The organism is Pseudomonas sp. D47 (genome assembly GCF_045447305.1).
In the GTDB taxonomy this organism is placed as follows: Bacteria; Pseudomonadota; Gammaproteobacteria; order Pseudomonadales; family Pseudomonadaceae; genus Aquipseudomonas.
In genome coordinates this window covers 282,266-297,922 of sequence record NZ_JBJGXU010000001.1, presented here as the reverse complement: position 1 = coordinate 297,922, position 15,657 = coordinate 282,266, and the positions used below count along the sequence as shown (strand labels likewise).

Here is a 15,657-nt window from a genome sequence, read left to right as displayed (position 1 = left end):
GTTATGAACTTTGAAAAATTGAGCCATCGTTTCGCGCCCTGGGTGCTGCCGATCTTGTTACTGGCGGTGTGGCAGCTGTCGGTGTCGGCAGGCTGGTTGTCGACCCGTATTCTGCCGGCGCCGAGTGCGGTGATCGAAGCCGGGGTCAACCTGGTTCGCACTGGGGAAATCTGGACGCACCTGGCCATCAGCGGCTGGCGTGCGGGCCTGGGCTTTGTCATCGGTGGCAGCATCGGTTTGGCCTTGGGCTTTATCACCGGCCTGTCGAAGTGGGGCGAACGCCTGCTCGACAGCTCGGTGCAGATGATCCGCAACGTGCCGCACCTGGCGCTGATTCCGTTGGTGATCCTGTGGTTTGGCATTGACGAGACCGCGAAGATTTTCCTGGTCGCCCTCGGCACATTGTTCCCGATCTACCTGAACACCTATCACGGCATCCGCAACGTCGACCCGGCGCTGGTGGAAATGTCGCGCAGCTACGGCTTGTCTGGCTTCAGCCTGTTCCGCCAGGTCATCCTGCCGGGCGCGCTGCCGTCGATTCTGGTGGGCGTGCGCTTTGCCCTGGGCTTTATGTGGCTGACGCTGATCGTGGCGGAAACCATCTCGGCCAGCTCGGGTATTGGTTACCTGGCGATGAATGCCCGCGAATTCCTGCAAACCGACGTGGTGGTGTTGGCCATCGTCATGTACGCCATCCTCGGCAAGCTGGCCGACCTCGCCGCTCGTGGCCTGGAGCGTGTGTGGCTGCGCTGGCACCCGGCTTACCAAGTGAATAAAGGAGGTGCGGCATGACTGCTCAACAACCTCCGCGCCTGCTCAAGGGCATCCCGCTGGCAGTGCGCAAATTGCGCAAAGCCTTTGGTGCGCGGGAAGTCCTCAAGGAAATCGACCTGCACATTCCGGCTGGCCAGTTCGTGGCGGTGGTCGGTCGCAGTGGCTGCGGCAAAAGTACCTTGCTGCGCCTGCTGGCCGGTTTGGACAAAGCCAGTGGCGGCGAGCTGTTGGCCGGTTCCGCGCCGCTCGCCGAGGAGATTGAAGACACGCGGTTGATGTTCCAGGAAGCGCGCTTGCTGCCGTGGAAAAAGATCATCGACAACGTGGGCCTGGGGCTCAAAGGCAACTGGCGGCCCAAGGCTTTGGAAGCCCTGGAAGCGGTCGGCCTGGCCGAACGCGCGAATGAGTGGCCTGCGGCGTTGTCCGGTGGCCAGAAGCAGCGTGTGGCCCTGGCGCGTGCGCTGATCCACCAACCGCGCTTGTTGTTGCTGGATGAGCCGCTGGGCGCGTTGGATGCCCTGACCCGCATCGAGATGCAGCAACTGATCGAAAACCTGTGGCAAAAGCACGGTTTCACCGTGTTGCTGGTGACCCACGATGTCAGTGAAGCCGTGGCCATTGCCGACCGGGTGATCCTGATCGAAGACGGCGAAATCGGCCTCGACCTGATCGTCGACCTGCCGCGCCCACGTGCGCGAGGCTCTCATCGCTTGGCCGCACTGGAAGCCGAAGTGCTCAATCGTGTGCTGTCGTTGCCAGGCGTGCCGCCGGAACCTGAACCTGTTTCACCGCTGCCTACGCAATTGCGTTGGGCGCAATAAAAGCAGCGGCAAGCTTCAAGCTTGAAGCTGCAAGGGAAAGCAACGCGCTTTTACTTGCAGCTTGTAGCTAACAACTTGCAGCTATTTCGACCCGAGGAGAAATCGTATGACTATTAAAGCCATCAACGTGCGTAACCAGTTCAAGGGCACCATCAAGGAAATCGTCGAAGGCGACGTGTTGTCGGAGATCGACGTGCAGACGGCGTCCGGCATCGTGACGTCTGTGATCACGACTCGCTCGGTCAAAGAGTTGGAACTGGTGATTGGCAGCGAAGTGATTGCCTTCGTTAAATCCACCGAGGTGTCGATCGCCAAGTTGTGATTGCCCACCTTGAAATCGCTATCGCAGGCAAGCCCGCTCCCACACTTGAATGTATTCACCGCTCAAAATGTGGGAGCGGGCTTGCCCGCGATGGCGCCCGCCCAGGCAGTACATGACTCAGGCAGCCACCACCCGCTTGGGCAAATACGCCGGCAAATAAAGCCCCACATACGCATCAAACACCCGCATCCCTTCCTCGGCCATGCGCGAGGTAATCTGCCCATGCTGATGCACCGAGCGCGCATACACGCGGTCGCTCAACTCCAGCGCTAGGGCAAACACGTCCACCTCTTCAGGCAAGGTCGGCACCTCGAAGTGGCGGTTGAAGACTTCGAACATCAAGTCGCCCAATTCCAGATCATGCTGACAATCAGCCTGTGTCACCTCGGTAAGCCCATGCTGCGCCAGGATCAACTGCCGCGCGGCAGCGTCGTTGCTGTAGATGCTGAGCATGCGCTGTTCGACGATGTAGGACAGGTCGCGCCAGTGCTTGAGTGAATCATGGTCGATAGGCGCCTGAATCGCGGCGCGGAAAGCGGCGTGCACATCGGCGGTCAACGCCTCCAGCAATGCCGGCACACTCGCGAAGAAGTGATACACCGACGACGGCGGAATCTGCGCGCGCTCGGCCACGCTGTAGATCGACAAACTGGCCACGCCTTCGGTCGCCAGCAAGGTGCGGGCGGCATCGAGGATCGCACCGATCCGGGCCTGGCTGCGGGCGCGGGGTTTGCGAGGGGCGGCGGGGCGGGTTGTCATGGAAGTCTCCTACAAGGCAGCGGGCATTGTATGAGCAGGAAGGTGTGTTGTCTGCCGGGCCGCCATCGCAGCGGTGCGACGATTCGACAAGCCCGCTCCCACCTTTTTGATTTGTGAATACATTCAAGTGTGGGAGCTGGCTTGCCAGCGACAAAGCCACCGCGGTCTACCTGACGAAACCCATAAAAAAAGCCGCAGGCCCTAAAGCCTGCGGCATTCTTTTATTGCAGCAACCGCTTACACGGTATGCAGGTACCAGTTGTACTCAAGGTCGGAGATGGAGTGTTCGAACTCTTCCAGCTCACTTTCCTTACAGGCAACGAAGATATCGATGTACTTAGGATCGATGTACTTGGCCATCACCTCGCTGTCGTCCAACTCGCGCAATGCATCGCGCAGGTTGTTTGGCAGGCTTTGTTCGTTCTGCTCGTAGCTGTTGCCTTCCACCGGTGCGCCAGGTTCGATCTTGTTGGTCAGACCGTGGTGCACGCCTGCCAGGACCGAAGCCATCAGCAGGTAAGGGTTGGCGTCGGCGCCGGCCACGCGGTGTTCGATACGCACGGCATCGGACGAGCCGGTCGGTACGCGAATCGCCACGGTGCGGTTATCCAGGCCCCAGCACGGCGAGTTCGGCACGTAGAACTGTGCGCCGAAACGACGGTAGGAGTTGACGTTAGGGCACAGGAACGCCATTTGGGCGGGTAGGGTCTCGAGCACACCGCCGATCGCGTGACGCAATGCGGCGTTCTGCTCGGGATCCTCGCTGGCAAAGATGTTCTTGCCGTCCTTGTCCAGGATCGAAATGTGTACGTGCAAACCGTTGCCTGCCTGGCCTGGGTAAGGCTTGGCCATGAAGGTGGTGTCCATCTCATGGTCGTAGGCGATGTTCTTGATCAGGCGCTTGAGCAGTACCGCGTAGTCGCAGGCCTTGATCGGGTCGGCCACGTGGTGCAGGTTCACTTCGAACTGCGCCGGGGCACTTTCCTTGACGATGGCGTCAGCCGGGATACCTTGCTCTTTGGCACCTTCCAGAATGTCCTGGAGGCAGTCGACGTATTCGTCGAGGTCGTCGATCAGGTAGACCTGTGTCGAGTGCGGACGTTTGCCGGAGATCGGCGAGCGGGGCGGTTGTGGGCGGCCGTTCACGTTCTCCTGGTCGATCAGGTAGAACTCAAGCTCGAAGGCGGCGCAGATGGTCAGACCGAGGTCGTCAAATTTGCTTACAACTTGGCGGAGCACTTCGCGAGGATCGGCGAAGAAAGGTTCACCTTCAAGTTCGTGCATGGTCATCAGCAATTGCGCGGTTGGGCGCTTTTGCCAAGGTTCATTGCACAGGGTGTCGGGGATTGGATAACAGATTCGGTCAGCATCACCGATGTCCAGACCCAGGCCGGTGCTTTCCACCGTCGAGCCGTTGATATCCAGGGCAAATAAAGAGGCAGGCAGGTTAATGCCCTTCTCGTAAACCTTGTGGAGGCTGGTGCGTTCGATGCGCTTGCCGCGCACCACACCATTCATATCCGCAATTAGAAGGTCTACGTACAGAACCTCAGGATGATCCTTAAGGAACGCGTTCGCTTCGTTAAGCTGAACGGCACGCGGGGGTACCGACATGATGCAACACCTTTGTTGTTAAAAATATCAATCATTGATCTTTCTGGTTTCAGTCAACCCGAACGGCATGCCGAAGTCAAGCGAGGCCTTTTTTGCCCTAAAAAAGCGCCTTGAGGCCTTTTTTGAGGCTTTTTGGGGCGATTTTTTGGGTTTGACCGGCTTGGGACTAGCAGGCTTGAGGGGGCCGTGTTGTATTTTTTACGGGGGTGTTGTGTAAAAAAATGAACAAGGCTAAGCTCGATTCAAACCCATAACAGCAATAATACCGGGGTGCTTCATGTCTCGCCTGCCGCTACTCGGCGTTTCAACCTGCTTCAGACAAGTCTTGTCACCAGTCCAATTTTTCCTTGTCAATGATCGCGCTCCGGCCAATATTCTTGACGCCTTGGGCGACCTCTTTTTTGTCTCCTCATTTCCCTCGCGCCTGCCACTGAGCGGCTCCCACCCAGGGTGCTGCTCATGATTCTGCACGAGTTTGGCCTGAGGAATGCAACGCTGCAGCAAATGGCAGGTAAGCTCCTAACCTGAACGAAAAAGACGACGCGGATGCTGCGTCAAACAACGCCTGACCTTTAATGGATGTCAGGAAACCCAGCCCAGAGGCATTTATGAGTAACAACCTCGACCAGCTCACCGATTGGTTGAAAGACCACAAGATCACAGAAGTCGAATGCATGATTGGCGACCTGACGGGCATCACCCGGGGCAAGATCTCGCCGACCAACAAGTTCATCGCCGAAAAAGGCATGCGCCTGCCCGAGAGTGTTCTGTTGCAGACCGTGACCGGCGACTATGTCGAAGACGACATCTATTACGAATTGCTCGACCCGGCCGACATCGACATGATCTGCCGCCCCGACCAGAACGCGGTGTTCCTGGTGCCTTGGGCCATCGAGCCCACCGCGCAGGTGATCCACGACACCTACGACAAGCAAGGCAACCCGATCGAGCTGTCGCCGCGCAACGTGCTCAAAAAAGTCCTCAAGCTGTACTCCGACAGAGGCTGGCAGCCCATCGTGGCGCCGGAGATGGAGTTCTACCTGACCAAGCGTTGCGAAGACCCGGACTTCCCGCTGCAACCGCCGATCGGCCGTTCCGGTCGCCCGGAGACGGGCCGTCAGTCCTTCTCTATAGAAGCAGCCAACGAATTCGACCCATTGTTCGAAGACGTCTACGACTGGTGCGAACTGCAGGAGCTGGACCTCGACACACTGATCCACGAGGACGGCACGGCGCAGATGGAAATTAACTTCCGTCACGGCGACGCACTGTCGCTGGCCGACCAGATCCTGGTGTTCAAGCGCACCATGCGTGAAGCCGCGCTCAAGCACAACGTGGCCGCCACGTTCATGGCCAAGCCGATGACCGGCGAGCCTGGCAGCGCGATGCACTTGCACCAGAGCATCATCGACATCGCCACCGGCAAGAACGTCTTCTCTAATGAAGACGGGAGCATGAGCCAGCTGTTCCTTAACCACATAGGTGGCCTGCAGAAATTCATCCCTGAATTGCTGCCACTGTTTGCCCCCAACGTGAACTCGTTCCGCCGCTTCCTGCCCGACACCTCGGCGCCGGTGAACGTGGAGTGGGGCGAAGAGAACCGCACCGTCGGCCTGCGCGTACCGGATGCCGGCCCGCAGAACCGCCGCGTGGAAAACCGCCTGCCGGGCGCCGACGCCAACCCATACCTGGCGATTGCCGCCAGCCTGCTGTGCGGCTACATCGGCATGGTCGAAGGCCATAACCCGAGCGCGCCCGTGGTGGGCCGCGGTTACGAGCGCCGCAACCTACGCCTGCCGTTGACCATCGAAGACGCCCTGGAACGCATGGAAAACAGCAAGACCATCGAGAAATACCTGGGTCAAAAATTCATCACAGGTTACGTCGCGGTCAAGCGGGCCGAGCATGAAAACTTCAAGCGCGTGATCAGTTCGTGGGAGCGGGAATTCCTGCTCTTTGCCGTCTGATCCGCTGGGCGCGTCGCAGGAAAAGACGCGCCCTCACCTGAAAAAGTCTAGGAGATTGGTATGTCCAGCAACAACCCGCAAACCCGTGAATGGCAAGCCTTGAGCAATGATCACCACCTGGCACCGTTCAGTGACTTCAAGCAATTGAAGGTGAAAGGCCCACGGATCATCACCAAAGCCCACGGCGTTTACCTGTGGGACAGCGAAGGCAACAAGATCCTCGACGGCATGGCCGGCCTGTGGTGCGTGGCGATTGGTTACGGTCGCGCTGAACTGGCTGACGCCGCCGCCAAGCAGATGAAAGAACTGCCGTATTACAACCTGTTCTTCCAGACCGCTCACCCGCCGGTGCTGGAGTTGGCCAAGGTCATCTCCGACATCGCGCCAGCGGGCATGAACCACGTGTTTTTCACCGGTTCCGGCTCGGAAGGCAACGACACCATGTTGCGCATGGTCCGCCACTACTGGGCGATCAAAGGTCAGCCGAACAAGAAAACCATCATCAGCCGCAAGAATGGCTACCACGGCTCCACCGTGGCCGGCGCCAGCTTGGGCGGCATGATCGCTATGCACGAACAGGGCGACTTGCCGATCCCAGGCATCACCCACATCGCGCAGCCGTACTGGTACGGCGAAGGCGGCGACATGAGCCCGGAAGAGTTCGGGGTGTGGGCTGCCAACCAACTGGAAGAGAAGATCCTGGAACTGGGCGTGGACAACGTCGGTGCCTTTATTGCCGAGCCGATCCAGGGTGCCGGTGGCGTGATCGTGCCGCCAGCCACCTACTGGCCGCGCATCAAGGAAATCCTCGCCAAGTACGACATTCTGTTCGTCGCCGACGAAGTGATCTGCGGTTTCGGCCGTACCGGTGAGTGGTTCGGTAGCGACTTCTACGACCTCAAGCCCCACATGATGACCATCGCCAAGGGCCTGACCTCGGGTTACATCCCTATGGGCGGCCTGATCGTGCACGATGACGTGGTTGCCGTGCTGAATGAAGGCGGTGATTTCAACCACGGTTTCACGTACTCCGGTCACCCGGTGGCGGCAGCAGTGGCCTTGGAAAACATCCGCATCATGCGCGATGAAAAAATCGTTAAGCGTGTGCACGACGAAACGGCACCGTATTTGCAGAAGCGTCTGAGGGAGCTGGCTGATCACCCGTTGGTGGGTGAAGTTCGCGGTGTGGGCATGCTCGGGGCGATTGAGCTGGTGCAGGACAAGGCCACGCGCAAGCGTTACGAAGGCCGTGGTGTGGGCATGATCTGCCGCACGTTCTGCTTCGAGAATGGCCTGATCATGCGCGCCGTGGGCGACACCATGATCATTTCGCCGTCGCTGGTGATGAGCAAAGCGGAAATCGACGAGCTGGTGACCAAGGCTCGCCATTGCCTGGACCTGACTTTGGCGGCATTACAGGGCTAAATGCTAGGCTCAGTGCGCAGCGGCTTCGGCTGCTGTGTCTGAGCAGTTAGAAATCTGCATTGATAAAAAGGGTGCTTTGGTTGAAAGCCGGCACTCGAACTTGCCAGACTGTCGCCCTGTTTTGTTGCCCTTTAGACGGGCCGCTAAACATTAAGAACGTGGCCCAAAAAAGAAAAATTGGAGCATCACCAAATGAAGGCATTAGGTTTGAAGAACGCTGGCAAGACCCTCCTCGCCTTGTCCCTGATGGGCGCAATGGTGGGCGCGGCCCAGGCAGGCGATAAAGTGCTGCACATCTATAACTGGTCTGACTACATTGCACCGGACACCATCGCCAACTTTGAAAAAGAGTCGGGCATTAAAGTGGTGTACGACGTTTTCGACAGCAACGAGACCCTGGAAGCCAAGTTGCTGGCAGGCAAGTCCGGCTACGACATCGTCGTACCGTCGAACAACTTCCTCGCCAAGCAGATCAAGGCCGGCGTCTATCAGGAGCTGGACAAGTCCAAGCTGCCCAGCTACGACAACCTGAACAAATCCCTGCTTAAAGCCGTGTCGGTGAGCGACCCGGACAACAAGCACGCCTTCCCGTACATGTGGGGCTCCATCGGCATCGGTTACAACCCGGAGAAGGTCAAGGCTGCGCTGGGCGTGGACAAGATCGATTCGTGGGACGTGCTGATGAAGCCGGAAAACATCGCCAAGCTGAAAAGCTGCGGCGTGAGTTTCCTCGACTCGCCAACCGAAATGCTGCCGGTTGCGCTGCATTACCTGGGCTTGCCGACCGACACCCAGAAGAAGGCTGATCTGAAACAAGCCGAGGACCTGTTCCTCAAACTGCGCCCATCGATCGGCTACTTCCACTCGTCCAAGTACATCTCGGACCTGGCCAACGGCAACATCTGCGTGGCCGTGGGTTACTCGGGTGACATCCAGCAGGCCAAGTCCCGCGCGGCTGAAGCCGGTGGCAAGGTCAAGGTTGCCTACGACATTCCAAAAGAAGGCGCCGGCAGCTTCTATGACATGGTCGCCATCCCTAAAGATGCCGAAAACGTCGAAGCCGCCTACAAGTTCATGAACTACCTGCTGGAGCCAAAAGTGATGGCGGCCATCACCAACAGCGTACGTTTCCCGAACGGTAACGAGAAAGCCACCGCACTGGTCGACAAAGACATCACCAGCGACCCGGGCATCTACCCGGCGGCGGATGTGCAAGCCAAGCTCTACGCCATTGCTGACTTGCCGGCTGCAACCCAGCGTGAAATGACTCGCAGCTGGACCAAAATCAAATCGGGCAAATAAGCCTTGATACCGGTGGGGGCGGCGAATGGCCGCTCCCACAAATTAAATGACATAAAGCTTTGCCGGATCGGTTTATCGAGGGTAAGTTGCGCGCCGGTTTTGTTGCCGGGCAACAACTTTGGGCCCAACTATTTAAGAGGACCTCCACTTGCCAATTTCTTTATTTCGCAAAGCCATGCTGGTGGGTGCAGGTATCACGCTGGCTGTGAGCGTGCAGGCCGCACCGACGGTGCATATTTATAACTGGTCGGACTACATTGGCCCGGACACCCTGGTCAACTTTGAAAAGGCCACCGGCATCAAGCCTGTGTATGACGTGTTTGATTCCAACGAGACCCTGGAAGGCAAGTTGCTCGCCGGGCGTACCGGTTACGACGTGGTCGTGCCGTCCAACCACTTCCTCGGCAAGCAGATCAAGGCCGGGGCGTTCCAGAAGCTCGACAAGTCATTGCTGACTAACTATTCCAACCTCGACCCGGTGCTGCTCAAGCGTCTGGAAAAGAATGATCCGGGTAACCAGTACGCCGTGCCGTACCTGTGGGGTACCAACGGCATCGGTTACAACGTCGACAAAGTCAAAGAGGTGCTGGGCGTCGATCACATCGATTCCTGGGCTGTGCTGTTCGAACCGGAAAACATGAAGAAGCTGGCCACCTGCGGCGTCTCGTTTATGGACTCGGCGGATGAAATGCTGCCGGCGGTGCTCAACTACATGGGCTTGAACCCTAACAGCACTAACCCCGAAGACTACAAAAAGGCCGAAGAGAAGCTGCTGAAAGTGCGGCCCTACGTGACCTATTTCCACTCGTCCAAATACATCTCGGACCTGGCCAACGGCAACATCTGCGTGGCGGCGGGTTTCTCCGGTGATGTGTTCCAGGCCAAGGCCCGCGCAAGCGAAGCCGGCAAGGGTGTGAACATCGCCTACACGATTCCGAAAGAAGGCGGCAATTTGTGGTTTGACGTACTGGCGATTCCCGCGGACGCCGCCAACGTCAAAGAGGCCCACGCCTTCATCAACTATTTACTGCAACCTGAGGTGATCGCTCAGGTCAGTGATCAAGTCGGTTACGCCAACCCTAACCCCGGGGCGGACAAACTGATGGAGCAATCGATACGCACTGACGCAGCGGTTTACCCACCGCAGGCGGTTCTCGACCGGACGTTTGTCAACTTCGAGCTACCCCCGAAAGTGCAACGTTTGATGACCCGTAGCTGGACCAAGGTCAAGACGGGCAAGTAAGGCTTAAAGCTCAAACTATCCAAGGTTTCGCCCGTATTGGGTGAACCTCAAATTTTGTTGGGAGTTTCGTAAATGGCAGTTGCCTCCGGCGCCTATAAGAAAGCCCTCGAGGGCGACCAGACACCGAAAAAGGTGCTGGTCAAAATCGACCGGGTCACGAAGAAGTTCGACGAGACGATTGCCGTGGACGATGTGTCCCTGGAAATCAAAAAAGGCGAGATCTTCGCCTTGCTCGGCGGTTCGGGTTCGGGCAAATCCACCTTGCTGCGCATGCTCGCAGGCTTCGAGCGCCCAACGGAAGGTCGCATTTACCTCGACGGTGTGGACATCACCGACATGCCGCCGTACGAGCGGCCGATCAACATGATGTTCCAGTCCTACGCCTTGTTCCCGCACATGACCGTGGCGCAGAACATCGCCTTCGGCCTGCAACAGGACAAGATCTCCAAGGCTGAAGTCGACGCCCGCGTGGCCGAGATGCTCAAGCTGGTGCAGATGAGCCAGTACGCCAAACGCAAGCCGCATCAGCTGTCTGGCGGTCAACGTCAGCGTGTGGCGTTGGCGCGTTCCCTGGCCAAACGCCCGAAACTGCTGCTGCTCGATGAGCCGATGGGCGCACTCGACAAGAAGCTGCGTTCGCAGATGCAGCTGGAGCTGGTGGAGATCATCGAGCGCGTGGGCGTGACCTGCGTGATGGTGACCCACGACCAGGAAGAGGCCATGACCATGGCCGAGCGCATCGCGATCATGCACCTGGGCTGGATCGCCCAGATCGGCAGCCCGATCGACATCTACGAAACGCCTACCAGCCGCCTGGTGTGTGAGTTCATCGGCAACGTGAACATCTTCGACACCCAAGTGGTGGACGACGCCGAAGGCCACGCGGTGCTCAAGTGCACGGACCTGGACCGCGACATCTACGTGGGCTACGGCATCGCTACCTCGGTGGAAGACAAGTCGGTGACTTACGCCATCCGCCCGGAAAAGCTGCTGGTCACCACTGAAATGCCGACCTGCGAACACAACTGGTCCAGCGGCAAGGTGCATGACATCGCCTACCTGGGCGGTCACTCGGTGTTCTACGTGGAACTGCCGAGCGGCAAGCTGGTGCAGTCCTTTGTCGCCAACGCCGAACGCCGTGGCCAGCGCCCAACCTGGGGTGATCAGGTGTACGTGTGGTGGGAAGACGACAGCGGCGTGGTACTTCGCTCATGAATATGAAGAAGTTCAAGCGGCGCTTGGATCGCATAATCCCCAGTGGCAAGCAGGTGGTCATTGGGATTCCTTTCCTGTGGCTGTTCCTGTTTTTCGCACTGCCGTTTTTCATCGTATTGAAAATCAGCTTTGCCGAAGCCGATGTGGCGATACCGCCGTACACCGAGATCTACACCTACGTTGAGCAGAAGCTGCAACTGGTGCTGAACCTGGCGAACTACAGTTTGCTGGCGGGCGATGAGCTGTATATCGCCGCGTACCTGGGCTCGCTGAAGATGGCGTTTTTCAGCACGCTGTTGTGTCTGCTGATCGGTTACCCGATGGCCTACGCCATTGCCAGCGCGCGTAAAGAGATACAGACGGTGCTGGTGCTGCTGATCATGATGCCGACCTGGACCGCGATCCTGATTCGCGTGTATGCGTGGATGGGCATCCTCAGCAACAACGGTTTGCTCAACAGCTTTCTGATGTCCATCGGCTTGATCAACGAACCGCTGCAGATCCTCAACACCAACATCGCGGTGTACATCGGCGTGGTCTATTCGTACCTGCCGTTCATGATCCTGCCGCTGTATGCCAACCTGGTGAAGCATGACCAGAGCCTGCTGGAAGCCGCGTCCGACCTGGGCTCGAGCACCTTCAACAGCTTCTGGAAGATCACCGTGCCGCTGTCCAAGAACGGCATCATCGCCGGCTGCATGCTGGTGTTCATTCCAGTGGTGGGCGAGTTCGTGATCCCGGAACTGCTCGGCGGGCCGGAAACCCTGATGATCGGTAAAGTGTTGTGGCAAGAATTCTTCAACAACCGTGACTGGCCGGTGGCGTCTGCCCTGGCGGTGGTGATGCTGGCGATCCTGATTGTGCCGATCATCCTGTTCAACCGCAGCCAAGCCAAAGAGCTGGAGGGCAAGATATGAAGCGCTTCAGTTTCTCGAGTTTTATGCTGGTGGCGGGGTTGTTGTTTATCTACCTGCCGATGCTGATCCTGGTGATCTACTCGTTCAACGAATCCAAGCTGGTGACGGTGTGGGGCGGTTGGTCGATCAAGTGGTACGTGGGCCTGTTGGACAACACCCAACTGATGGGCTCGGTGGCCCGCTCCCTGGAAATCGCCTGCTACACGGCGGTGGCCGCCGTGGCGCTGGGTACGTTGGCGGCGTTCGTGCTGACGCGCATCAGCCAGTTCAAGGGCCGCACGCTGTTCGGCGGCTTGGTGACGGCGCCGCTGGTAATGCCTGAGGTGATCACCGGTCTGTCGCTGTTGCTGCTGTTCGTGGCCATGGCGCAGATGATCGGTTGGCCGCAGGAACGTGGCATTGTCACCATCTGGATCGCCCACACCACGTTCTGTGCGGCGTATGTGGCGGTGGTGGTGTCGGCGCGCTTGCGTGAGCTGGACTTGTCGATCGAGGAAGCGGCCATGGACCTCGGCGCGCGGCCGTGGAAGGTGTTCTTCTTGATCACCATCCCGATGATCGCGCCGTCGTTGGCGGCGGGCGGCATGATGTCGTTCGCGCTGTCGCTGGATGACCTGGTACTCGCCAGCTTCGTGTCGGGCCCGGGCTCGACCACCTTGCCGATGGAAGTGTTCTCGGCGGTGCGTCTTGGGGTTAAACCTGAGATCAACGCCGTGGCCAGCTTGATCCTGTTGGCGGTGTCGCTGGTGACCTTCCTGGTGTGGTTCTTCAGCCGTCGTGCTGAAGAGCACCGCAAGAAAGCCATCCAGCAAGCGATTGAAGAAGCCGCGGCCGATGGCTGGCAGCAGCCGGACAAGCGCCGGGCGGCTGCACCGGTTTAACTGCCGGAGTGGGATGAAAAATGTGGGAGCTGGCTTGCCTGCGATAGCGGTGTGTCAGTCGACAGATGAGTCGACTGGCAGGGCCTCATCGCAGGCACGCCAGCTCCCACAGTTGATTGCATTCCAAGTCAACTAGGCAGCCCACGGCGACTTACGAATCACCTCCACAAAATTCATCGGCTTGAACCCCGGCTCCTGATCCACCAGCACATCCGTCTTCACGTTGCCAAACGTGGTCTGCGGGCGATGGCGCAAGCCGTCGGCAAACGCGCAGATGATGCACTCCTTGAACCCCTCACCACGTGGATGCGCATGCACCACGGCTTCGCGCTGCACGCTGGTAAAGGCGGCGTAGTCCATGCCCAGCACGTCCATCTCGACACCGGCGGTCACCAGCGCCACGGTGGGGCGCAGATGCTGCGGCACGCCCGGCGTGGTGTGCAGGGCGATCGACAACCACACTTGCTCGATATCGTCATCACTCAGCCCGTACGGCTTTAGGAACGCGGCGGCGGCGTTGGCGCCGTCCACTTCGAAACGTTCGTTGTCACTGCGATGGCCTTCAACCAGGCCCAGGTCATGGAACATCGCGCCGACGTAAAGCAGCTCCGGGTTGTAGGCCAATTGTTTGCGTTCGCCGCTCAACGCACCGAACAGGAACACCCGGCGGGAGTGGTGGTAGAGCAGGTCGGATTCGACGTCGCGGATGTATTCGGTGGTGGCCTTGGCCAGGGCGCTGTCCGGGATCTGGATGCCGGCGATGGTGGGGCTCATGGTCGTTCTCCTCAAGCAAGCGCCGGTGGGGCGCCGATGAGTGAAGTTTGGTCGCGCGCTCGCGACGGGGCTATTGCCGCGAGGGTGCAATCCCGGCCAATGTGCCTCGATATCGCGCCAGATGCGGTCAAATGTGGGCGCTGGCTTGCCTGCGATGCTGGCGACTCGGTCTGTCAGTTAGACTGGGGTGATGCGATCGCAGCGATGCGGCGACCCGACAAGCCAGCTCCCACAGGGGGTTTATGTTCTTCCAGTAGAAGGTGAGTTGTTCATGGGCAAAACCGTCGCCATCTTGATCTTCCCCGGCGTCCAGTCACTGGACGTGACCGGCCCCATGGATGTGTTTTGCGAGGCCAACCGTTTCCTGCCGCCCGAAGACCATTACCAACTCGAAGTGATCGGCCTGGGCCACGGCACCATGGCGGCCTCCAACGGCTTGTCGTTGCAGGCCCACCGGCATTACAGCGAAGCCCTGAGCGCCTACGACCTGCTGCTGGTCGCCGGCGGCCCGCAATTGCCCTTCGAAAATTTCGGCCCGGCGTTTGATGCTTGGCTATGCGACGCCACCGCCCGAGCGCAGCGCTTCGGCTCAATCTGCAACGGCGCCTTCATGCTGGCCCGCGCCGGGTTACTGAATGGCAAAACCGTCACCACCCATTGGAACGATGCCGCTGACCTGGCGCGCTTGTGCCCCTTGGCCCAAGTCGACGCCGACCGCCTCTACGTACAGGACGGCAACCTCTACACCTCGGCGGGTGTCACGGCGGGCATCGATCTGTCGCTGTTTCTGCTGGCCCAGGACCACGGCGCGGAAGTCGCGCTGAGCGTGGCCAAGCGCCTGGTGGTGTTCACCCAGCGTGCGGGCGGGCAGTCGCAGTTCAGCCCCTTCCTCACACCCCACGCCGAAAGCACCTCGGCGGTGGCGCTGGTGCAGTTGTACGTGCTGGCGAACCTGACCGGGGATTTGACCATCGCCGACCTGGCCAGGGCGGCCAATATGAGTGCGCGCAATTTCTCCCGGGTGTTTGCCCGTGAGGCGCGCATCACCCCGGCGGAGTTTGTCGAGCGGGCGCGGGTGGATGCGGCGCGGGTGATGCTCGAAAGCAGCCCCGCGCCGCTCAAGACCGTGGCCTACCAATGCGGGTTTCGCGATGCCCAGCACATGCGCAGCGTGTTCAACCGCCGGCTGGGCGTGACGCCGCAGCAGTTCAGGCTTAACTTTGCGGCGCTGGTTTGAGCGTGTCGTAGGCTTCCAGGGCGCGCAGTGAGTAGATATATGCCGCGCCCGCGTTCATGGAAATTGCGGTGGCCAGGGTCGCGGCCACTTCCTCGCGGGTCGCGCCGGCTTTGATCGCCGCATCCGCATGCACGCCGATGCAGCCGTCACAGCGCGTGGTGATAGCCACGGCGATGGAAATCAGCTCACGGGTCTTGGCGTCGAGCACGTTGTTTTCCTCGGCAGCCTCGTCCAACGCCATGTACGCTTTGACCATCTTCGGGTTGCTCTTGCCCAGCGCGCCAAAGGCTTTCTTTACGGTAGGCAGCAAGTCGGACCAGTTATTGAACATTGCGGTAACTCCTGAACAGGTTGGGTGTGAAGCCAGTCTGTGCTGTTCGGGGTTAGGGGCATTGTTCAATCCGCT

15 protein-coding genes are annotated in these 15,657 nt (G+C 59.2%); 11 read left to right on the top strand and 4 right to left on the bottom strand.

What is annotated here, in order from left to right; all coding sequences use genetic code 11:
* Positions 1–3 precede the first annotated feature (3 nt).
* The 3 genes from ssuC to ACI77I_RS01365 all read left to right on the top strand — a co-directional run bounded on the left by ssuC (position 4) and on the right by ACI77I_RS01365 (position 1,917).
* The gene (ssuC, locus tag ACI77I_RS01375) at positions 4–792 is read left to right on the top strand and encodes an aliphatic sulfonate ABC transporter permease SsuC (protein ID WP_406996832.1); all 789 of its coding nucleotides are present in this window, start codon (positions 4–6) and stop codon (positions 790–792) included.
* A complete protein-coding gene (gene ssuB / locus ACI77I_RS01370) occupies positions 789–1,595 on the top strand; it encodes an aliphatic sulfonates ABC transporter ATP-binding protein (RefSeq protein ID WP_406996831.1) in 807 nt (268 codons plus the stop codon). The genes ssuC and ssuB overlap by 4 nt, the downstream gene beginning before the upstream one ends.
* Positions 1,596–1,701: 106 nt before the next feature.
* Complete coding sequence (locus ACI77I_RS01365; protein ID WP_003213899.1) at positions 1,702–1,917, top strand: molybdopterin-binding protein; 216 nt, start codon at positions 1,702–1,704, stop codon at positions 1,915–1,917.
* Between the two features lie 117 nt (positions 1,918–2,034).
* Here the strand turns inward: ACI77I_RS01365 and ACI77I_RS01360 are convergent, their stop codons facing one another.
* On the bottom strand, positions 2,035–2,676 hold the full coding sequence (locus ACI77I_RS01360) for a TetR/AcrR family transcriptional regulator (protein WP_406996830.1): 642 nt from the start codon (positions 2,674–2,676) through the stop codon (positions 2,035–2,037).
* A 237-nt stretch (positions 2,677–2,913) separates the two neighbouring features.
* The gene (locus ACI77I_RS01355) at positions 2,914–4,290 is read right to left on the bottom strand and encodes a glutamine synthetase family protein (RefSeq protein WP_003213894.1); all 1,377 of its coding nucleotides are present in this window, start codon (positions 4,288–4,290) and stop codon (positions 2,914–2,916) included.
* A 608-nt stretch (positions 4,291–4,898) separates the two neighbouring features.
* On the opposite strand from ACI77I_RS01355, the gene ACI77I_RS01350 reads away from it, so the two are divergent.
* From ACI77I_RS01350 to ACI77I_RS01320, 7 genes are all read left to right on the top strand, one after another.
* Positions 4,899–6,257, top strand: coding sequence for a glutamine synthetase family protein (locus ACI77I_RS01350; RefSeq protein ID WP_094948827.1), 1,359 nt, complete (start codon positions 4,899–4,901; stop codon positions 6,255–6,257).
* 60 nt (positions 6,258–6,317) lie between these two features.
* The gene (locus ACI77I_RS01345) at positions 6,318–7,682 is read left to right on the top strand and encodes an aspartate aminotransferase family protein (protein ID WP_094948828.1); all 1,365 of its coding nucleotides are present in this window, start codon (positions 6,318–6,320) and stop codon (positions 7,680–7,682) included.
* Between the two features lie 207 nt (positions 7,683–7,889).
* Complete coding sequence (locus ACI77I_RS01340; RefSeq protein WP_094948838.1) at positions 7,890–8,984, top strand: polyamine ABC transporter substrate-binding protein; 1,095 nt, start codon at positions 7,890–7,892, stop codon at positions 8,982–8,984.
* Between the two features lie 148 nt (positions 8,985–9,132).
* Positions 9,133–10,227: a polyamine ABC transporter substrate-binding protein gene (locus ACI77I_RS01335; protein ID WP_094948829.1), complete on the top strand. Its 1,095-nt coding sequence runs from the start codon at positions 9,133–9,135 to the stop codon at positions 10,225–10,227.
* A 72-nt stretch (positions 10,228–10,299) separates the two neighbouring features.
* Positions 10,300–11,442, top strand: coding sequence for an ABC transporter ATP-binding protein (locus ACI77I_RS01330; protein WP_094948830.1), 1,143 nt, complete (start codon positions 10,300–10,302; stop codon positions 11,440–11,442).
* The gene (locus ACI77I_RS01325; protein ID WP_094948831.1) at positions 11,439–12,359 is read left to right on the top strand and encodes an ABC transporter permease subunit; all 921 of its coding nucleotides are present in this window, start codon (positions 11,439–11,441) and stop codon (positions 12,357–12,359) included. Before ACI77I_RS01330 ends, ACI77I_RS01325 begins: the two co-directional genes overlap by 4 nt.
* Positions 12,356–13,240, top strand: coding sequence for an ABC transporter permease subunit (locus ACI77I_RS01320; protein ID WP_083356229.1), 885 nt, complete (start codon positions 12,356–12,358; stop codon positions 13,238–13,240). Before ACI77I_RS01325 ends, ACI77I_RS01320 begins: the two co-directional genes overlap by 4 nt.
* A 132-nt stretch (positions 13,241–13,372) precedes the next feature.
* Here ACI77I_RS01320 and ACI77I_RS01315 read toward each other — a convergent pair whose 3' ends face one another.
* Positions 13,373–14,014 (bottom strand): HD domain-containing protein, encoded by a 642-nt coding sequence (locus ACI77I_RS01315; protein WP_263274161.1) that lies wholly within the window; start codon positions 14,012–14,014, stop codon positions 13,373–13,375.
* Between the two features lie 271 nt (positions 14,015–14,285).
* Here ACI77I_RS01315 and ACI77I_RS01310 point away from each other — a divergent pair, with 271 nt between their 5' ends.
* Positions 14,286–15,251 carry a GlxA family transcriptional regulator gene (locus ACI77I_RS01310; protein ID WP_406996829.1) on the top strand — a complete coding sequence of 322 codons (966 nt, stop codon included), beginning with the start codon at positions 14,286–14,288 and terminating at the stop codon, positions 15,249–15,251.
* Here ACI77I_RS01310 and ACI77I_RS01305 read toward each other — a convergent pair.
* Positions 15,229–15,582, bottom strand: a complete 354-nt coding sequence (locus ACI77I_RS01305; protein ID WP_083356232.1) for a carboxymuconolactone decarboxylase family protein — start codon at positions 15,580–15,582, stop codon at positions 15,229–15,231. The genes ACI77I_RS01310 and ACI77I_RS01305 overlap by 23 nt on opposite strands.
* Positions 15,583–15,657 lie beyond the last annotated feature (75 nt).